Source organism: Beijerinckiaceae bacterium, from assembly GCA_004564215.1.
Classification (GTDB): Bacteria; Pseudomonadota; Alphaproteobacteria; order Rhizobiales; family Beijerinckiaceae; genus Methylocapsa.
In genome coordinates, this window is record CP024846.1 from 777,463 (window position 1) to 796,093 (window position 18,631).

The window sequence follows — 18,631 nt, forward strand, 5'->3', positions numbered from 1 at the left end:
CCGATTCTGGCGCCATTCTGTAGCCTCAATCCACATTCAAGCGATGTGGATGGAGGCTATGCCGATGATGCGCATATCATTGAGTGCCATCGCCCTGTCGCTCGCGTGTACGGTCGGATTCGCGCAACCAGCTGCGCGGCCCGCAATTTACGATGCGCTCATCGCGCAGCAGGCCAAAGCCCATGGTCTCCCCGAATCCTTCGTCCATCGCATCGTGCTGCGCGAGAGCCGCTATAATCCGCGCCTTGTCCATAATCATTGTTTTGGGCTGATGCAGATCAAACATGCGACGGCGCGTGAAATGGGCTTCAAAGGCCCCGCAAGCGGGCTGCTGGATCCCCAGACAAACCTTAGCTATGCAGTTCCTTATCTCGCCAATGCCTACAGGCTTGCGGACGGGGATGAGAACCGCGCGACTGCGCTCTTCAGTAGCGGCTATTACTATTTGGCCAAGCGCAAGAAAATGCTCGCATCGCTGCGCACAGCTTCCACCGCTCCGGTTTTGGCGGAAACCGCGCCTCCCGCGGAATCGAAACCCGAGCCCCAAGCAAATCCGATTGCCGGATTGTTCTCTTTGCTCACCGGAACGCCGGCAGAGGCCGCACCGGACCGCCGCGCATCGCCGATCGCGCAATAGATAGACCCAAGAGCGCCTTTGAGGATCACGCGAAATAGAGTGTCATGATCCCTTGCGACGAACAGGGCACCGTTGAAATGCCAAGACCGGCACGCTACACTGGCCCAAGCGTGATCCTGTTCAGGCGGGCGTAGTTCAATGGTAGAACGGCAGCTTCCCAAGCTGCATACGAGGGTTCGATTCCCTTCGCCCGCTCCAATGGATCCGCCGCCTGCGGATTGAATGCGCCGGACAGCGATCTCCGCATTGTCCCCATCCGAACCTCGAAAGTGGAATGCACATGACGCCCTTAAAGGCAATGATGCTCGCGAGTTTTTTCGTTCCGCTCGCGGTTGGTATCTCCAACCGCGCCGCCGCCCAAGAACTCGATCTATGTGGCCTGCAGCCGACTTTTTTCGAGGATTTCAAGGAGCTGAAGGTGTCCGCCTGGACGATGGGCGACAACCGCTGGATCGCGCATACGCCATGGGCCGGAGATTTCGGAGATGCCGCCTTCACCGACCCGGGCCAGGACTTCCCGTTCACCGTGAACGATAGTGGCCTGCGAATCGAGGCGCGCAAGGATGCGAGCGGCAAATGGCGTGGCGGCCTATTGGCCTCCGCCGATCCAACCGGCGCCGGCTTCACGCAAATGTATGGCTACTTTGAAGCCAAAATGAAAATGCCGGTCGGTCCTGGCACCTGGCCCGCGTTTTGGCTCATGGAATCCTGGCCCAAAGGAACTCCCCCCGGCATAGCCGTCGAGGTCGATCCCATCGAGTTTTATGGGCGGGCGCCAAACGAATATCATGCCGGCTATATCGTTTGGGATCATATAAAAAACACGCACGACGGCGGCGGCCACGTGGTAAAGGTCCCCGACGGCGCACTCTCAGCCGATTTCCATACCTTCGGCATCGAGGTCACGCCGGAATTGATGACCTATTATTACGACCGCCAACGCGTCTGGCGGGTGCCAACGCCGAAGGAGCACACTCACCCGTTCCTGGTACTGGTCAATCTGGCGTTGGGGTCGGGATGGCCGATCGACAAGACGCCCAATCCGTCCTTCTTGGACGTCGCCTATGTGCATGTTTATGAACGCCGCCCGGAAACCTGCGAAGCCACGCCTCCACAAAAGTAAGGCGCGAGCCATCGCCAAGGTCCCGCCGCTTTCGGTCTAAGAGGGGGATTTGACCCCTCTTCCAAAGCTGCGGCACTGTTGGGCGTCAGTATTTTGCAACCACCGCCGGGGGTGGCGCGAACCAGTCGAACTTATAGTTCAGGCCCGCGCGAACGATATTAGCCGTCGTCTTTTGACGGATGTTGATCCCGCCCGCATTCAATAATGTGTTCGTCCCCAAGTTGACGTAGAGATATTCGGTTTTCAGCGTGAGATTGTTGGTGATCGCGTATTCGACGCCGCCGCCCGCCGTCCAACCTGTTCGGTTGCTATTTTGCGATGTGGAAATGGCGGCGGCGACCCCACCTGCCACTGCTGCCGCGTTGGCAGTGAAATTAACCTGTCCGTAGGCGAAACCGCCGGTCCCGTAGACGAGGAACCGGTCGAAGGCATAGCCAACCCGACCGCGGACCGTCCCGATATAATTGATCCGGCTTCCCGCCGAGGCGGCAGCGCCAACCGGCAGACCCAGGATCACGGCTCCGGCGTCGGCCGTCGCTTTGCCGCGGATCGCCGCCCCGTCAAAATCCGTTTCAAAGCCCAGCAGAATATTGTTTGGAAACTCCCAATTGTAGCCGAGTTGGCCGCCGCCGAGCACGCCGCCGGACGTGATGGTCGGAGATCCTGAGAAAACGAACGGGGGCGCGAACCCGTTGAACGGGTATGCAAACCTGTCCCCGCCATAGCCAATGTTGGCGCCGACATAGAGGCCTGTCCAGGAGAACATCGGCACATAAGGCGCGGGCGGCGGCGGCAGGCGCGAGGGCAGATCGGCAGCGAACGCAACGGATGAACAAAGCATCGCCGTGGCAATGCTTGAAATGGAAAGCTTCCGAATCATTTTAAATACCCCGCCTAGGAGACTTTAGATGTGAGCGTAGCCATCACTAGGCATTCATTGCAAATCCCGTTTCCTGGCTGGAGCAATATCTGGATGGGTTGTATTATAAATGCAACACAGCCTAGCGTTGCCGAGGGTCGGCTCTCATGGGTCTTGACGAACTGGCAATGATTTTTTGCGTAAACCAAATGGGTTATGCTGAAACTAATTATTTATCATACTGATTCCGGCCTGAAGCCTCACGGTCACTTTCTTCCGCACAAAGGCAGGATTCAAACCATGATTCATAACAGGTCCCCGCTCGCCCCCTCCTCCCAACGGACTCCCCACGCGGCCGCGATGACAAGCCCCGCGGCCTCGATGACGATGACGCGGGAAGCGATGCAATGACCGGTTCCAGAACCAAAAACCGGAGTGACAAGGTCGTGGCAATCCTGAACGCAAACCTCGCGGAACTCGAATTTTTGGAGGCGGTCGGGGCGGCACGGCCCGGCACGCGCGAGAGCATCCTGGCGATCCACAATCTGCTCGCGTTGCGCAAAAGCCGGCGAGCCGGCGGACCTCGCACAGGAGAAAAGTCAGTCGGGAGGCCCCTCTTGAAGCACCCTGTTCCGCGCGGGCTTTTGAGCATGGTTCAGGCGAGCTGGCGGGGACCTCTCTGAGCGCCTGACGCCCCCACTTTTGCAAACCGACTGATTTTACAAGGATCTAAGCAATAGTTTCTTGGCCATTAAAAAATAATGATCAATGGGCCTCATTCGTTTGAACGATGACCATATTTTCATTTTGTGAAATATTGCTCCGAAACGGGGAGCGTTGAGGCGTGTTCCGAATCAGGACACACGCGGACGGCGGGTCTGGTCTGACCAGTGGCGTCACGCTGCCAAGCAAAATCGGGGGGCCAGCACATCAGGGCGTAGACCTTGCAGAAGTGGGGCGAAGATCTCGCTGCGCCGTGGTGGCCTCGCGTGCCGGAAAGTAACCCAGAGCTAAGGGAGGGCATTGCCATGAAACTGCCAAACGTGACCCAATTCTCCCCCGCAATTATCGGCCTGTCGTGTGGACTCGGCACGATCGCCGTTGCGCCCATCGCCCAAGCAGAGCCGATGCAATCCTCGGAGATCAAGACCGAATACCAATACGCCGCCAAAGTCGTCTGTTCGTTGTTGCTTCCCCATCAGGATGGCACATTGGCCAGGGGCACTTACCGGACCATCGTCAATATCCATAATCCCACCAACAAACCGGTGACCATTGCTGCCAAAGTGGCGCTGGCGACGGATTTCGGTTCCGAAGCCGGCCCCTTCAGCGTCACGCCGTTCAAGAAGGCCGATCTTCAGGCGGACGGCGCCGTCGAATTGAGCTGTTTCAATTTCGCGGGGTTCTTTTGCCCGATTAACGGCGTGTGCATCGACTTCGCTTTCCTCGAAGGGTTCGCGGTGATCAAGAGTCCCGTGCCCTTGGATGTCGTGGGGGTCTACACCGCGCGGCACACGGACGGCGAAGTGGAAACCATGGATGTCGAAACCGTTCAGCCGCGGCAGATGCATGAGATGGTTAAGCTCGCAACCCCGCAGGCGGGATCAGAGGCTGCCAAACACATCGAATATCCGCCCAAGGGTAGCCCCGCCTACGGTGGCAAGGACCAAACGAAATAATCCGAAAAAAGCGTGCGGCCGACTCTCCCTCGCCGGCCTCATGTCCGGCCAAGCAAGCCGCCACGATAGAAGGATTTTTCGCTGATTCATTGCAATCAAGATCGATTACGGAGGCCTGTCCATGAAACAGCTCATTGCTTTGTTGGTCGGATTTTGTGCAGCCCTTCTACTGGCGGGCTGCGATAATAAGTCCACGCAACCGCCCGCTCAGGACAATGTGTGTGGCACCATCCGAGGGCTCACCTGTCCCGACGGACAATATTGCGATTTCGGTGTCGGTCATTGCAAAATTGCCGACGCGCAAGGGACCTGCAAGCCCAAGCCCACGATCTGCACACGGGAGTTCAATCCTGTCTGCGGCTGCGATGGCAAGACCTATGGCAACGCCTGCGCGGCGGCCGGCGCGGGCGTTTCGATCGATCATCCGGGTGAATGCGCCCCGCCGAAACCTCAGGCCTGTGGCGGCATCACTGGCGCCAAATGCCCGGACAACCAGACTTGCGTTGACGACCCCAGCGACAATTGCGACCCCACCCGTGGCGACGCGGATTGTGCTGGCATTTGCAAATCTAAGTAGAGCGTTTGAGCAAAACTCTTCGGAGTGACCCAATCATGCGCGTGGCACCTAACGATGCCACGCCCATATATCTACATACGACAACTCTCGACGCGGATCGCTTGTCCTGCCTTGCAGGGCTTTTTGCCGGGACCCGGCACTGGCGCGTTCGGCGATCGCGAAATTGGAGGTCGCGCAGGCCAAGAAAAAGCGCGAAACGTGAACATATTTTGGAAACTATCGGCAAACCGCGCTTATTGTTCTATTGGAGCGGTCTAAAAAACTCCAATAAAATCAATGGCTGGGGGACCTGGATTCGAACCAAGATTGACGGAGTCAGAGTCCGCTGTTCTACCGTTGAACTATCCCCCAACAGCGCCGGAATCGCTTGATAATTGATCTCGGCCGCACCCACCGGCGGGTTTAGACGCTCAGCCGACGGAGGCGTGGTCTAGTCGCTGCACGCCCAGCTGTCAACGCTTGCTCAGGCTGCTGTCGCCGTCCCGCCGCTAGAGCGGGATGAGGAAAAGTGGAAACCGGTTTTTCGCCCGCATCCCGCTCTAAGCTTTTGGAATCGATCATCGTGATCTAGAAGGCGGCGAAGGAGTTCCGCTCAACGGATTGGCGGGATCCCACCGATAACGCATCGTTTCGAAACGCATGTCCAGCGCATCGACAAGGACGAGCTTGCCCACAAGGCTTTCTCCAAATCCGATGATTTCGCGGAGCACCTCCAAGGCCATCATCGTCCCCATGATGCCGGTCAGGGCGCCAAGCACACCAGCCTCTGAACAGGCGGGGACCGAACCCTCTGGTGGCGGTTCGGGATACAAGCAACGATAGGTCGGATTGGGCTCGCCCGCAGCAGATTTTTCATAGGGCCGCAAGACGGTCAGCGTACCGTCGAAAGCGCCCACCGCGGCGGTCACAAGCGGCCGCCTTTCGTAATAGCAGGCGTCGGACACAGCATAGCGCGTCGCGAAATTATCCGAGCCGTCGGCAACAATATCATAAGCAGCCACCAGCGCGTTCGCATTCTCCGGCGTCAGTTTCACACAGTGGACGCTGACTTTGACATGGGGATTTAGTTTTTCGATCGCCTCTTTCGCACTGAGGACCTTGGGGCGGCCAATATCCGACGTGCCGTGCAGAATCTGGCGCTGTAGATTGGACAGAGAAACATTGTCGTCATCAACGATGCCGATCTCACCCACGCCCGCCGCTGCCAGATATTGAATGAGCGGAGAACCCAGCCCGCCGGCGCCGACCACGAGGATTCGGGCCATCTTGAGCTTCTGCTGGCCCGGACCGCCGACGCGATGCAGCACGATGTGGCGCGCGTAACGCGCAATTTCTTCAGCCGAGAACATGGTCACCTATAACATGGGCCGCCGACGGGAATTCAAGCTTCGCCATTTCAGCCGCTCTCCCGGCTCGCCCTCCCCATGCCTTGACCGCCTTCGCGGGCTTGCTATGAAGAAAGCCTAGCTGGAAAAAGCGTTCGATGGAGCACGCCCTTGCAACCGCCGGCCTCTAGCTCCCGCGCCTACGGCACATCAGCGTTTCTTTTCGCCGCGGTTCCGCTTGGCTTTCTTGTCGCGATCACGCTGTACCAGCTGCTCGACAACGTTCCGCAAGCCAGGCTGGCGCGCGAGGAAACCAAGAAAGCTTTCTTCATCAGGCGTACGGCAACGACCCTGGACCGAGCGGTACGGGACGCCGAGAGAGGCCAACGCGGCTATCTCATCACGGGTCGCGATGCCTATCTCGAACCCTACCGAAGTGCAAAGGAAAAAATTCCAGGGCTCATCAGTGATTTGCAACGGCTCACATCCAACGATCCGGACGAACAACACCGTTTGCTCAGTCTCCAAGCCGATCTGACAACCAAAATAAACGAGTTGGCCGCGACAATCGCGGCACGGCAAGAGCATGGATTCGAGGCTGCGCAAGCCATCGTAAATACCGATGCCGGCCGCGCCGCAATGGACTCCATCACGGCCGATATCGACGCCATCCTCGACCACGCCAACACGCGGCTTCTGAAGCAGTTGGAGGAAGAGGAAACCGTTGGAAACCGCTTTACGCTGACCTTCGTGATTGGCAGCGCGGTTGCCTCCGTGGCGCTTCTGTTCGGATCCTTTCTGCTCTCGCGAGCCTTCAGGCAGGCCGCCCGCTCTGAGCGAATTTTACTCGCCACGCTCGATAGCGTGCGGGAAGGCGTTGCCGCATTCGATCATGAACGCCGTTTGCTTGCCTGGAACCGGGCTTTCCGGCAAATGCTCAAATTGCCTCCGAACGCGCTGCAAATCGGTCAGCAGGTGCCATCCGGCGAGACATCGGAAGCCGGCGAGTTCAGCAAACAGTTTGATACGCTCGAGGCCACGGCGAGACGAAGCGGCAGACCGGCGCTGGTCGAGCGAAAGGAAGCCGACGGCCGGTCGCTGGAAGTTTTCCACAACCCCACCAGAGACGGGGGCTCGGTCACGACTTTTCTAGACAGGACCGAGCAACGCCAAGCGGAACAAGCGCTGCTCCAATCCCAAAAGCTCGAAGCGCTCGGCCAGATGACCGGCGGGGTCGCCCACGACTTCAACAATCTGCTCACTGTCATCATCGGCGCCGCGAGCCTGCTTCGCCGCGCCGTCGGCAAAGACCCGCAAGCTCTTCAGCGCATCGACATGGTGGTGTTGGCGGCTGAGCGCGGCGCGCGCCTTATCCAACAGCTTCTGGCCTTCGCGCGGAGACAGCCACTCCAGCCGGAAATCTTCAATCTCAGCACTCTTATGAATGAGTCCTTGCCTTTGATCCGACGCGCCGTCGGGGAAAAAATCGTGGTCGAATACGTAAGCAGCGGGGGCCTCTGGAACACCAATGTCGATGCCGCCCAATTTCAGACGGCGGTGTTAAACCTCGCGATCAACAGCCGCGATGCCATGCCCGGTGGAGGCAAACTGACGATCGAAGTCTGCAACGCGGCGCTCGATGATGTTTATGCGGCGCATCATGCGGAAGTCGAGCCCGGGCAATACGTCATGTTTGCAATCACCGACACTGGCAAGGGAATGGATGCCGCGACCGCTCTCCGCGCGCTCGATCCTTTTTTCACCACAAAGCCGGTCGGTGAAGGAACTGGTCTTGGGCTGCCGCAAGTGTATGGCTTCGTCAAACAATCCGGCGGACATTTGAAAATCTACAGTGAGGTTGGCGAAGGCACCACGATCAAACTTTACCTGCCACGAAGTTTCGGCCAAGAAGTGCACTCTCAAAGCCAACCCGCAACCCTCGCCCTTACCGGTACCGAGACGATTCTCATTGTGGACGACGACGAAATCGTCCGCGCGACCGTCGCTTCCATGCTGGAGTCTCTTGGATATGATGTGATCATGGCCTCAAGCGGCGGTGAAGCGATATCAATCTTGGAAAATGGCGCTAAAATCGACCTTCTGTTTACCGATGTTGTCATGCCTGGCACAGTGGGCGGCCGCAAGCTGGCCGAGCGGGCGGCCGAAATTTCACCCGGGATCAAAATCTTGTTTACGTCGGGCTATACCGAGAACGCGATTGTTCACAACCACCGGCTCGACCCCGGCGTCGAGTTTTTGAGCAAGCCCTATGACCGAGAACGGCTTGCAGCAAAGGTTCGCCGCGTGCTCGATGGGGTTTCCAAGGGAACCGGGGATATGGATCAAGCCAAGGCTGAAAACGTGACTGCCCCACCCGCCCAATTATCTGATAAGTAGCCCCGTACCCGTCCCGCGTCCGGGGCGTCACCTTCCGAATATTGATTTCAAACCTAAAGGACCGATGGAATGCAAATGAGAACTGTGCTCGCTTTTTCTTTTGTCTGGCTCTCGATGACAAGCCTTGCCGTCGGGCAATCGGGCTTGCGCGCACAGCAGCAAGCGGCGTGCGAGGATGACGCCTTTCGGCTCTGCAACGATGCGATTCCCGATGAAGCACGCGTGTACGCTTGCATGTCGGCGCAAAAGGCAAGACTGAGCCCCGGATGCCGCGCGATGTTCCAGCCGGGCCCCCACCGCCCCCGGCGATAGGGAAACGCCGATTTTTCGGTCAGGCCGCTTGTGCCAAAGCCGACAAGGCCGAGCAAACGTCATCGACGATACGCTCGACGAGATCGAGGTTATCCCCTTCAGCCATCACCCTAATGACCGGCTCGGTGCCGGATGCGCGAACCACGAGGCGGCCCGTCTCGCCGAGCCTCTTGGTGCTTTCTTCAATGACACGGGCGACGCTGGCATCCGTCAGCGGCCGTCCGGTCTTGAACCGCACATTCTTCAGAATTTGCGGCACGGGGTCGAAGCGGCGGCAGACTTGGCTCACCGGTTGCCCCTGCCGTTTAACGATGGCCAGAAGCTGCAAGGCGGCGACAAGACCATCGCCCGTCGTGCAATGATCCAAAAGGATGATATGGCCGGATTGCTCGCCACCTAGGTTGAAACCGTGCTCGCGCATATGTTCGAGCACATAACGGTCGCCTACGGCGGTTCGTGCAAGAGAGAGGCCGCATCCTTGAAGATAGCGTTCAAGGCCGAGGTTCGACATTATGGTCGCGACAATGCCGGGGCGCGACAATCTCCCATCGTCCTTCCAGCTCTGAGCAATCGCGGCCATCAATTGATCGCCATCGACGACTTTGCCCGCTTCGTCGACGATAATTACGCGGTCCGCGTCGCCGTCGAGCGCGATGCCGATGTCTGCGCGGACTTCCCTGACTTTCTTGATAAGCGCCGTGGGCGCGGTCGAACCAACACCCTTGTTGATGTTGAAGCCATCCGGCTCGACCCCAATCGAAATGACTTCCGCGCCCAATTCCCATAAGGCTTCGGGAGCCACCTTGTAGGCGGCGCCATTGGCGCAATCGACGACGATGCGCAGGCCGTCGAGTGACAGATTCCGAATGAGCGTGCGCTTGGCGAACTCGATGTAACGGGCGCGATCGCCCTCGACCCTCATCGCCCGCCCGAGATCGGCAGGCTTCGATAATTTGAGCGTCGCCGGGTGATCGACCAACGATTCAATTTTTGCTTCGACGACGTCCGATAGCTTGTAGCCATCCGGGCCGAACAGTTTGATCCCATTGTCTTCGAATGGATTATGCGAGGCCGAAATCATGACGCCGACGTCCGCTCGCATCGAGTGCGTCAGCATCGCGACCGCGGGCGTGGGCATCGGCCCGAGCAACAGGACGTCGATCCCAACCGAGGTGAACCCCGCGACCATCGCGTTTTCGATCATATAGCCGGAAAGCCGAGTGTCCTTGCCGATCACCGCACGATGGCGATATTCACCGCGATGAAAAATAACCCCGGTGGCTTGGGCAACTTTCATCGCCAATTCGGGTGTGATCGTGGAGTTGGCGAGACCCCTGATGCCGTCCGTTCCAAAAAGTTTGGCTGCCATCGATGAATGCGTCCTTCCGAAATTACATCCCTTGGCCTTGGCCGTAAAAGCGCAAATTCCTTATGCAAAATCTGTAAAATTACTTAAGGCACGCTGGTTCGAAGGAAATGGAATGATGAGTCTGTGGTTAACGCCGCCACGGAGAAAGCCAAGATCCGCTCCAGGGCAGCCACTTGCGCAATTGGTTTTTTGGAAAGGTAACAACGAAGTTTGGATCGAATTATGTCCGCCCGCCGCAGCGAAATCGCTACGTTGACGCTAGGAGCCGCTCCCCGCGGCGCCGGCAAACGCTTTATTCGCGCAAAATGCCGCGCGGGGGCAGGGTTTTCATATTTTACCCGCATTATCCGTCCTTTATGCGGGCACTTCGACGTATGATAGGCGCAGCCGCCCCTTGGGAATTCGCCGAAATGACATTCTGCAGAAAAACTTTGCTCGCCATCGCCACAACGGGCGCGCTTTTTTCGACGGCTTCCGTGGCGGTCGGTGCCGAGGACCAAGGCCCTGTCTTGGTCCGGCTCGATCGGCTCGATGGCCAAATCGTGGCGGCGCGCGATGAAATTCGCCTCGCCCAAGGGTATGGCCGTCCGCCGGGAGATGTCGACGATTACGGCCAGGCGCCCTATACCGAGGCGCAGCAAGACGGCGCCCAGCTGGTCGTCCGCGTCGACCGTCTCGAAAACCAGATGCGGCAAATCAACGGGCAGCTCGAACAGATGCAGTTCGAGACGCGCAGGCTCGCGGACCAACTCAAGAAGTTCCAGGAAGATGTCGATTTCCGGCTGCACGAGGGCGGCGCGGCGGCGCCGGCGAACAAGCCGCAGAGACGCAGCGAAGCGGCCCCGGAAGCCCCTCTGGAGGCAGATACGCCCGGCTCGCCACAAAACTCCGTCGGATCGGCCTCGCGTGCAAATGGGCGCGGCGATGCCTTCGATCCGTCCCAAAATCCTGGCGCGCCTGGAGCGCCCCGCCCGTTGGGAAGCCCCGCCGCCGTTGCGGCGGCCCGTTCGAGCGCACAGAGCCAAAACGCCCCGCCCGCTCCCGATCAAAACGATCCGGAAGCGCCGCTCGATCTTTCGAACGGCCGCGCCCGTACCCAACCGCCGCCGGCCGCCGCAGCCGGCATCACCACGCCGGGCGGGACGGTGATTGCCGCGGTGCCAACCAATCCGGCGAAGGAGGAATTCGACATCGCCTTGGGCTATTTCAAGCAGAAGGCGTATGAAAACGCCGAAAAAGGGTTTGCCGCGTTTCTTGAGAAAAACCCCAAGAATAAGATGGCGCCCGACGCAATCTATTACCTCGGCGAAAGCTTCTATCAGCGGGGTCGTCAGCGTGAGGCCGCCGAACAATATCTCAAGATCTCGACTCACTACACCAGTTCGCCGCGCGCGCCTGAGGCTTTGCTGCGGCTCGGCCAATCGCTGAATGCGCTCGGAGCCAAGGAACAGGCTTGCGCGACCTACGGCGAAATTGCGCGCAAATACCCAAATGCCTCCGTGAACGTAAAAACAGGCGCGGAGAGGGAGGCCAAGCGCGCGCAATGCTGACGCCAGCCGACGATGGATCCTGACCTTGGCACGGCCTTTGTCAACGTCGCCCGCGCGGACGCATCGAACGCCGCCGAACCGTTGATGCCGCCGCAATCGCGGTTTTCTGCCGAAACCATAGCCAGTCTGTTCAGCCCTTGGGAGACCGCGCGAGGAATTGTCCTTTGCGTCTCCGGCGGCCCCGATTCGGTGGCTTTGATGCTGCTTGCAGCTCAATGGGCGGAAGGGCTCTCGGTTCCGCCTCCGCTTTTCGTCGCGACCGTCGATCACGGTCTGCGCGCGGAATCCCGGAACGAGGCGGAAACGGTTGCCCGCTGGGCTGCCACCCTCGGTTTGCCGCACAGGATCCTGACCTGGGAAGGAGACAAGCCAAGGGCCAAAATCCAGGAGCAGGCACGCGAGGCCCGCTACGGTCTTTTGTTCGAATATGCCACCGAAATCGGCGCCGATCTGGTCATGACCGCGCATCATGCCGATGATCAAGCGGAAACGGTTCTGTTCCGCTTATTGCGCGGCAGCGGCGTGACCGGACTTGCAGGCATGCGGCGTTCACAGGAACGTGACGGGTTGAGTCTTGCCCGGCCCTTGCTGGCCTATGGCAAAGACGAGCTGGTGGCGGTGTGCCAGGAGAGAGGCCATCCGTTTATTTCGGACCCTTCAAACGACGATCCGATCTATGCCAGAACCCGGATGCGGCGTCTGCGCGCCCTAGTGGCAAAAGAGGGGCTGGATCGCGCCGCTTTGCTTCGGCTTGCCATGCGTGCCGCTCGAGCAGACGCTGCGCTCGACGCCAGGGTTGAATCTGTTGCAGCTAGTCTGATCGCCCAGCGTAGACCTGGCGAATTCAGAGCGGACATGTCCGCGCTGGCCCACGAGCCTATCGAGATTCTCTTGAGAATACTTGCGGGTGAACTAAAAGTGATTGGCGGAGTTCAGCGGCTACGTCTGGAGCGTCTAGAAGCCCTTGCTGTTAGATTTCAACAGGCGCTACGGAGCGGAACCCCCCTGAAGGCAACCTTGGGTGGCACGCTCCTAAAGCTTCAACGCAACCATACTCTTATCATGGTGCGCGAAGCCCCACGAAAGAGACATCGGGAGAACGCACCCGATGTTCCCGAGAACAGGTCCAAAGAGAAAAAATAAGACTCCCTTGGCATTAGGAAGAAGCAAGCATACATTGGATAGACGACCAGGTGAGAGCTGGTGCTGTTTCAACCGTTTGTGGCTTTCGGGCCAGAGCGATGTCTAGCGGGAACTAAGAAGATGAATCCGAACTTCCGGAATTTCGCCCTGTGGGTGATCATAATCCTGCTCGTAGTTGCGCTCGTCATGCTGTTTCAGAACCCTGGACAGCGGGTTCCGTCGCAAGACATCGCCTTCAGCCAGCTTCTTAACGAAGTTGATCAGGGCCACGTTCGCGAGGTTACGATTGCAGGCAACGAGATCAGCGGCCATTTCACCGACAATCGGGCCTTTGCGACCTATGCCCCGAACGATCCGTCCCTGGTGCAGAGCCTCTATAAGAAGAATGTTTCGATCACGGCCAAGCCGCCTGCGGAAGGCACGAATTGGCTGATGACGCTGCTCGTCAACGGGTTGCCGTTGATCGCCATTATTGGCGTGTGGATTTTCCTGTCCCGGCAAATGCAGGGCGCGGGCGGCAAGGCGATGGGATTTGGCAAATCAAAAGCCAAGCTTTTGACGGAGGCGCATGGGCGAGTCACCTTCGAGGACGTCGCCGGCGTCGACGAAGCCAAGGAAGATCTCCAGGAAATCGTCGAGTTTTTGCGTGATCCTCAGCGCTTCCAGAAGCTGGGCGGACGAATCCCCCGCGGCGTGCTGCTCGTCGGGCCTCCGGGCACCGGCAAGACCTTGCTGGCGCGGGCGATCGCCGGCGAAGCCAATGTGCCGTTCTTCACGATTTCGGGGTCCGACTTCGTCGAAATGTTCGTCGGCGTCGGCGCGAGCCGTGTCCGCGACATGTTTGAACAGGCCAAGAAGAACTCGCCTTGCATCATCTTCATCGATGAGATCGATGCCGTGGGCCGGCATCGCGGTGCGGGCCTTGGCGGCGGCAACGACGAGCGCGAGCAGACCCTCAATCAGCTGCTTGTCGAAATGGACGGGTTCGAAGCCAATGAGAGCATTATCCTGATCGCGGCGACCAACCGTCCCGACGTGCTCGATCCGGCGCTGCTGCGGCCCGGCCGATTCGACCGCCAGATCGTGGTCGCGAACCCGGATGTCGTCGGGCGCGAACGCATCCTCAAGGTGCATGTCCGCAAGGTTCCTCTCGCCCCGGACGTCGAATTGCGGACGGTGGCGCGCGGCACGCCCGGTTTTTCCGGCGCCGATCTGATGAACCTCGTCAACGAGGCCGCCTTGCTGGCGGCGCGACGTGGCAAGCGCGTCGTGACCATGTCCGAATTCGAGGATTCGAAGGACAAGATCATGATGGGCGCGGAACGGCGCACCATGGTGATGACCGAGCGCGAAAAAATGCTGACGGCCTATCATGAAGGCGGCCACGCGATTGTCGCCCTCAATGTTCCCGCGACCGATCCGGTGCATAAAGCCACGATCATTCCCCGCGGGCGGGCCCTCGGCATGGTGATGCAGCTCCCCGAACGCGACCAGCTTTCGATGAGCTACGAACAGATGACATCGAGGCTGGCGATCTGCATGGGCGGTCGCGTGTCGGAAGAAATCATCTTCGGCAAGGACAAGATCACATCGGGTGCGCAATCCGATATCGAGCAGGCAACCAAGCTGGCCCGCGCGATGGTCACCCGCTGGGGCTTTTCCGAAGAGCTCGGCACCGTCATGTATGGCGAGAACCAGGAAGAAGTGTTCCTCGGTTATTCCATGGGTCGCCAGACAACGGTCTCGGAAGCGACCGCGCAGAAGATCGATGCGGAAGTGCGTCGCCTCGTGGAAATGGGTCTTTCCGAAGCCACGCGGATCATTAAAGAGAAGCACAAGGATCTTGAAACCCTTGCCAAGGGACTTCTCGAATATGAGACGCTGACCGGCGAAGAGATCGTGAATTTGTTGAAGGGCATCGCGCCTGTGCGGGAGACCGGCGACGATCACGAACCAACGCGCGGCTCCTCGGTGCCAACGACGGGCGTCGTGCGGCCAAGACCCGGTCCAGAGCCGGGCGGATTGGAACCCCAGCCGCAGGCGTGAGTTCAGCCCAGGGCAAAAATGCTGTGGACTAAAATAGCTGCCTTTCATTTCGGTGAAGGGCAGCTTTTTTTGCGCCCTATGTGCTGTGCGGAGATGCGATGTAAGGCTGAACACGCCTCACGCAGGCCACCGCCTTGCCCAGCCTTACGAGGGCTGCTTCGCAGTCCTCCTGCAGCTCCAAGAACCTGCCCGTGATATTTGCAGCCTCAGATACAAGAGGGAAGCTGCCGCGCACCCTGCCCTTTCGTGAAAGGGGGGCGAAGCCCGCGGCAACAAAAAACCGGCGCCTCACGAAGAGACGCCGGCGCCGGATTCGGACAAAAGATCTGCTTGTCACCGCCGGGAATATCCGGCGGGCGGGGGAGGACCGCTCGCCGAAACCCTATTTAAGATTGGCCGCCCGTCAGCACGGTAACCGCACGGCGATTTTGCGACCAGCATGAAATGTCGTTGCAACTCGCAACGGGACGTTCCTTGCCATAGCTGATGGTACGAATTCTGGCGGCTGAAATTCCACGGGCCACCAGATATTCTTTAGTTGTCTCCGCCCGTCTTGCGCCAAGGGCGAAATTATATTCTCGGGTACCGCGCTCGTCCGCATGGCCTTCGACTGTGAAATTGTACCGGCTGTATTGCTGCAGCCAGCTGGCCTGCTTCGCAAGGGTCGCTTGCGCGGTCGGACTCAATTCACTGGAATCGCTTTCAAAGAAAACGCGGTCGCCCGCATTGATTGCAAAATCCTGAGGGCTGCCGGGGGCCGCACGAACGCCACTGCTGGCAAGGGCGGCGGGATCGTCGGCAGGTGTCTTTGCGCAAGCGGCGATCGCAAGGGCGGCGCCCAGCACGGCAGCGAACTTCAGTTCGCTGGTCCGTTGGAGAAAGCTCATCCCAAACTCCTTCTGTGATCGCGGGGCAGGTGTTAGTCGTACCGGCCGTTGGTTAAGGGAATGTTCCATCAACCTTGATCGAAGCTTTCCAGAAAGCGTTGCCTTTGAGCAAAGATAGATAAGGTTAACAGATCGTTCATGGCTAGAATGCGGCTGAGCTGAAGTTTTACCCAGCTTTTTGGCGTGGCACCGTGACGCGCGGACGCCCCCACTCGAAAATTGGGCGAAAACATCGGAGAAACGTGACGTGAGATCAGTTCAGGAGCGGACTCCAGGACGGATCCGACGCATAATTCGGCGTCGGCACCGGAAATTCGCCGCGTCCGAACACGTCGGTCATGAAGATCTTCGATCCGCCCTTCCCGCCTGGATCGCGGAAGAACATTAAATAGAGTCCGTTCGGAGCCCAGGTCGGCCCTTCATTATGATAGCCTTCCGTCAGGATCCGCTCGCCGGATCCGTCCGGATGCATGACGCCGACGGCGAAGGTGCCCGCCTTTTGCTTGGTGAAGGCGATATAATCTCCCTTCGGCGACCAAACCGGTGTCGAATAGCGGCCTTCGCCAAAGGAAACGCGATGCGGGTTCCCGCCGCTGGCCGACATGATGTAGATCTGCTGGCTCCCGCCGCGATCCGACTCGAATACGATTTGCGACCCGTCCGGGGAATAGGACGGCGAAGTGTCGATGGCGTTGGAATCGGACAGCCGTGTGGTTGTGCGCGATCGCAGATCCATCGTGAAAAGATTGGATGCAACGCCCTGTGCGAGTGACATCACGATCTTTTGTCCATCGGGCGAGAAACGCGGCGAAAACGTCATGCCGGGAAAATTGCCGACAACCTCGCGTTGACCATTTTCAATGTTCAACAAAAGGACCTTCGGGTCCGACGCGCCAAAGGACATGTAAGTTACGTCCTGCGACGACGGTGAAAATCTCGGGGTTACGACGAGATCGTCGCCGCGGGTCATATAGCGCAGATTGGCTCCATCCTGATCCATGATCGCGAGCCGTTTGCGGCGATGCTCCGGCGGGCCGGTCTCGTCGACGAAGGCCACGCGCGTATCGAAAAATCCTTGCTCCCCAGTGATGCGCGTGAAGATCGCATCCGAAATGATATGCGCGACGCGGCGCGCATTGTTGGGATCGGTAACATACTCGCTCCCCGCGACCTGAGCCCCGGTTGCGACATCCCACAGACGGAATTCAGTCTGCAATCTCCCATCCGATGCATGGGCGGTGCGGCCGGTCACCACAAATTGCGCATTGATCATCCGCCAGGAATCCATTTGCGGCGCTTGATCAGGATTGGTGATCTGCTGCACGAAAGTCTTCGGATCGATCGGCGAGAGAAACACGGACCGCCTGAAATTGTTGGTGACGATTTCCGTCAGCTGCGCACTCGATGCCGCATCGCCCGTAAAGGCCGTCACCGCAATCGGAATGGGCTTGAACTCGCTGCCGCGGCGCACGTCGAGATAGCGGTCCTGTTGGGCAAAGCCAGGGCCCGCGGCAAGCCCAAGGCTCAAGGCCACGAGGGCGGCCAGGAGAACGAGGGCAGATTTTTCGAAAATGGGGTGATTCCGTGAGAGACGGAGACGAATTGAGCAGACAACAAAATTCACAGCATATCCTCTGGATCGAACCGAACGATCCGGCCTTTCCATTGATCGTAATAGGGCTGATATTGCGCCGGAATGCGCAACGGATCGCACCGCCGCACCGCCCGCATCGCACTTTCCGCCAAGTTGCGCAGCTTTGGATCCGAGGGAGGATTGAGCAATACGGGCTGACCGATCAGCGAACCATCCTGCATATATTGAACATGAATCTCAGGAACGTATTTCTGCTGGCCGCCTAGACCGACAAAACTCCAACACCGCTTATATTGCTCCTGCAACAGCCCGTCCAGTTGGCCCCAAAGCGAAGGGGACATTTTAGCAGCGCTTGCGGTCGGAGAACCAAGCGACGCCAATTGACTGAGTTCATGCCCCGTCGAGGCTTTCCGCTGCGGCGCTTCCTTGGTCAAGAACTTCGCTATATTGCCAAGATCGAATTTTTGCTGCGGCTCGGTCGCCTCGTCTCCCGACTTGGGTTTTGGAGCTGGTTTTTCAACCGGCTTCTGCTCGTTCTTTAGTTTTTCCTGCTCGAGCAATTTCGCCAATTGGTCAGGCTTGAATTTCGGTTCAACCTTCTTTGGCGCCTCGACCGGTTTCTGTGTCGGCGGAGCGGGTTTCGGCTCGATGGCTTCGGCCTCTTCATCGACATGGGATTTGGGCGGCGGCGGTGCCACGGACGGCTTGACCGGTTCTGACTTTGGCGCCGGTTTCGCGGCTTCCTGGGTCGGACGCGGCGGTGGCGTGACCGCGCTCGGCTCAGGCGGCTTAGGGGTTTCCTTCTCGGCGAGACCTGGGTCTTTTTGCCGTTTCAGGGGTGACGGCGGCGCCGGAATATCCTTGGTTGAGTCCTCGGTCGAAGGCTGCGGCTTTGTCTCGGCGATTTCGGCGATCTTCTCGGCCCGCTGCAGCGGCTTCACCGCGGGCGCCGTTTTTTCACCCTTCATGATCTGATTGAATTGCTGGTCGCTTAAAATATCGACCGGGATACTCTCCTGAGCATCCTCGAATTTGGGACTGTGCGAAAAGGAAAAGAGCGCCAAAATCAGCACGCAAATATGCACGCCGCCCGAGACTGCGAAGCCTGGATTTTCGGGCAACGTCATGGCAGT

Annotated in this window: 16 protein-coding genes, 2 tRNA genes and 1 pseudogene; 12 read left to right on the plus strand and 7 right to left on the minus strand. The window is 58.8% G+C overall.

Going from position 1 to position 18,631, the window contains the following annotated elements; all coding sequences use genetic code 11:
* Nucleotides 1–64 precede the first annotated feature (64 nt).
* The 3 genes from CU048_03665 to CU048_03675 all read left to right on the plus strand — a co-directional run bounded on the left by CU048_03665 (nucleotide 65) and on the right by CU048_03675 (nucleotide 1,760).
* Nucleotides 65–637: a lytic transglycosylase gene (locus CU048_03665; GenBank protein QBR72632.1), complete on the plus strand. Its 573-nt coding sequence runs from the start codon at nucleotides 65–67 to the stop codon at nucleotides 635–637.
* Between the two features lie 124 nt (nucleotides 638–761).
* Nucleotides 762–835, plus strand: a tRNA-Gly gene (locus CU048_03670).
* 76 nt (nucleotides 836–911) lie between these two features.
* Nucleotides 912–1,760, plus strand: coding sequence for a 1,3-1,4-beta-glycanase (locus CU048_03675; protein QBR70524.1), 849 nt, complete (start codon nucleotides 912–914; stop codon nucleotides 1,758–1,760).
* An 85-nt stretch (nucleotides 1,761–1,845) separates the two neighbouring features.
* Here CU048_03675 and CU048_03680 read toward each other — a convergent pair whose 3' ends face one another.
* Nucleotides 1,846–2,640 (minus strand): porin family protein, encoded by a 795-nt coding sequence (locus tag CU048_03680; GenBank protein ID QBR70525.1) that lies wholly within the window; start codon nucleotides 2,638–2,640, stop codon nucleotides 1,846–1,848.
* Nucleotides 2,641–2,835: 195 nt separating this feature from the next.
* Between CU048_03680 and CU048_03685 the strand changes: the two genes are divergently transcribed.
* The 4 genes and pseudogenes from CU048_03685 to CU048_03700 all read left to right on the plus strand — a co-directional run bounded on the left by CU048_03685 (nucleotide 2,836) and on the right by CU048_03700 (nucleotide 4,875).
* A complete protein-coding gene (locus tag CU048_03685) occupies nucleotides 2,836–3,030 on the plus strand; it encodes a hypothetical protein (GenBank protein QBR70526.1) in 195 nt (64 codons plus the stop codon).
* Nucleotides 3,027–3,302, plus strand: coding sequence for a hypothetical protein (locus CU048_03690; protein QBR70527.1), 276 nt, complete (start codon nucleotides 3,027–3,029; stop codon nucleotides 3,300–3,302). Before CU048_03685 ends, CU048_03690 begins: the two co-directional genes overlap by 4 nt.
* Nucleotides 3,303–3,761: 459 nt before the next feature.
* Nucleotides 3,762–4,283 (plus strand): annotated as a pseudogene (locus tag CU048_03695) (Kazal-type serine protease inhibitor domain protein).
* 136 nt (nucleotides 4,284–4,419) lie between these two features.
* On the plus strand, nucleotides 4,420–4,875 hold the full coding sequence (locus CU048_03700) for a hypothetical protein (GenBank protein QBR70528.1): 456 nt from the start codon (nucleotides 4,420–4,422) through the stop codon (nucleotides 4,873–4,875).
* A gap of 277 nt (nucleotides 4,876–5,152) precedes the next feature.
* Here CU048_03700 and CU048_03705 read toward each other — a convergent pair.
* A tRNA-Gln gene (locus CU048_03705) sits at nucleotides 5,153–5,226 on the minus strand.
* A gap of 206 nt (nucleotides 5,227–5,432) precedes the next feature.
* Entirely contained in the window at nucleotides 5,433–6,230 is a 798-nt protein-coding gene (locus CU048_03710) for an adenylyltransferase (GenBank protein QBR70529.1), read from the minus strand.
* Between the two features lie 141 nt (nucleotides 6,231–6,371).
* On the opposite strand from CU048_03710, the gene CU048_03715 reads away from it, so the two are divergent.
* Nucleotides 6,372–8,597 (plus strand): histidine kinase, encoded by a 2,226-nt coding sequence (locus tag CU048_03715; protein ID QBR70530.1) that lies wholly within the window; start codon nucleotides 6,372–6,374, stop codon nucleotides 8,595–8,597.
* A gap of 114 nt (nucleotides 8,598–8,711) precedes the next feature.
* Nucleotides 8,712–8,909, plus strand: coding sequence for a hypothetical protein (locus tag CU048_03720; protein ID QBR72633.1), 198 nt, complete (start codon nucleotides 8,712–8,714; stop codon nucleotides 8,907–8,909).
* A 19-nt stretch (nucleotides 8,910–8,928) separates the two neighbouring features.
* Here CU048_03720 and CU048_03725 read toward each other — a convergent pair whose 3' ends face one another.
* A complete protein-coding gene (locus tag CU048_03725; GenBank protein ID QBR70531.1) occupies nucleotides 8,929–10,278 on the minus strand; it encodes a phosphoglucosamine mutase in 1,350 nt (449 codons plus the stop codon).
* A gap of 173 nt (nucleotides 10,279–10,451) precedes the next feature.
* On the opposite strand from CU048_03725, the gene ygbF reads away from it, so the two are divergent.
* From ygbF to CU048_03740, 3 genes are all read left to right on the plus strand, one after another.
* Entirely contained in the window at nucleotides 10,452–11,828 is a 1,377-nt protein-coding gene (gene ygbF / locus CU048_03730; GenBank protein ID QBR70532.1) for a tol-pal system protein YbgF, read from the plus strand.
* Between the two features lie 84 nt (nucleotides 11,829–11,912).
* Nucleotides 11,913–12,971 carry a tRNA lysidine(34) synthetase TilS gene (tilS, locus tag CU048_03735; protein ID QBR72634.1) on the plus strand — a complete coding sequence of 353 codons (1,059 nt, stop codon included), beginning with the start codon at nucleotides 11,913–11,915 and terminating at the stop codon, nucleotides 12,969–12,971.
* Between the two features lie 120 nt (nucleotides 12,972–13,091).
* Nucleotides 13,092–15,017: a cell division protein FtsH gene (locus CU048_03740; GenBank protein ID QBR70533.1), complete on the plus strand. Its 1,926-nt coding sequence runs from the start codon at nucleotides 13,092–13,094 to the stop codon at nucleotides 15,015–15,017.
* 386 nt (nucleotides 15,018–15,403) lie between these two features.
* On the opposite strand, the gene pal is transcribed toward CU048_03740, so the two are convergent.
* The 3 genes from pal to CU048_03755 form a co-directional block, all read right to left on the minus strand.
* A complete protein-coding gene (gene pal / locus CU048_03745; protein QBR70534.1) occupies nucleotides 15,404–15,904 on the minus strand; it encodes a peptidoglycan-associated lipoprotein in 501 nt (166 codons plus the stop codon).
* Between the two features lie 253 nt (nucleotides 15,905–16,157).
* Nucleotides 16,158–17,570: a Tol-Pal system beta propeller repeat protein TolB gene (tolB, locus tag CU048_03750; protein ID QBR70535.1), complete on the minus strand. Its 1,413-nt coding sequence runs from the start codon at nucleotides 17,568–17,570 to the stop codon at nucleotides 16,158–16,160.
* On the minus strand, nucleotides 17,525–18,625 hold the full coding sequence (locus CU048_03755) for a cell envelope biogenesis protein TolA (GenBank protein ID QBR70536.1): 1,101 nt from the start codon (nucleotides 18,623–18,625) through the stop codon (nucleotides 17,525–17,527). The genes tolB and CU048_03755 overlap by 46 nt, the downstream gene beginning before the upstream one ends.
* Nucleotides 18,626–18,631: the final 6 nt, after the last annotated feature.

What these genes read in the sequence shown, in the direction of transcription:
- tilS (QBR72634.1), top strand. Translation starts at nt 11,913, where the DNA reads ATGCCGCCGCAATCGCGGTTTTCTGCCGAAACCATAGCCAGTCTGTTC.
- CU048_03700 (QBR70528.1), top strand. Translation starts at nt 4,420, where the DNA reads ATGAAACAGCTCATTGCTTTGTTGGTCGGATTTTGTGCAGCCCTTCTA.
- CU048_03690 (QBR70527.1), top strand. Translation starts at nt 3,027, where the DNA reads ATGACCGGTTCCAGAACCAAAAACCGGAGTGACAAGGTCGTGGCAATC.
- CU048_03685 (QBR70526.1), top strand. Translation starts at nt 2,836, where the DNA reads ATGCTGAAACTAATTATTTATCATACTGATTCCGGCCTGAAGCCTCAC.
- CU048_03740 (QBR70533.1), top strand. Translation starts at nt 13,092, where the DNA reads ATGAATCCGAACTTCCGGAATTTCGCCCTGTGGGTGATCATAATCCTG.
- CU048_03675 (QBR70524.1), top strand. Translation starts at nt 912, where the DNA reads ATGCACATGACGCCCTTAAAGGCAATGATGCTCGCGAGTTTTTTCGTT.
- CU048_03665 (QBR72632.1), top strand. Translation starts at nt 65, where the DNA reads ATGATGCGCATATCATTGAGTGCCATCGCCCTGTCGCTCGCGTGTACG.
- CU048_03720 (QBR72633.1), top strand. Translation starts at nt 8,712, where the DNA reads ATGACAAGCCTTGCCGTCGGGCAATCGGGCTTGCGCGCACAGCAGCAA.
- CU048_03755 (QBR70536.1), bottom strand. Translation starts at nt 18,625, where the DNA reads ATGACGTTGCCCGAAAATCCAGGCTTCGCAGTCTCGGGCGGCGTGCAT.
- pal (QBR70534.1), bottom strand. Translation starts at nt 15,904, where the DNA reads ATGAGCTTTCTCCAACGGACCAGCGAACTGAAGTTCGCTGCCGTGCTG.
- CU048_03725 (QBR70531.1), bottom strand. Translation starts at nt 10,278, where the DNA reads ATGGCAGCCAAACTTTTTGGAACGGACGGCATCAGGGGTCTCGCCAAC.
- CU048_03680 (QBR70525.1), bottom strand. Translation starts at nt 2,640, where the DNA reads ATGATTCGGAAGCTTTCCATTTCAAGCATTGCCACGGCGATGCTTTGT.
- tolB (QBR70535.1), bottom strand. Translation starts at nt 17,570, where the DNA reads ATGGAAAGGCCGGATCGTTCGGTTCGATCCAGAGGATATGCTGTGAAT.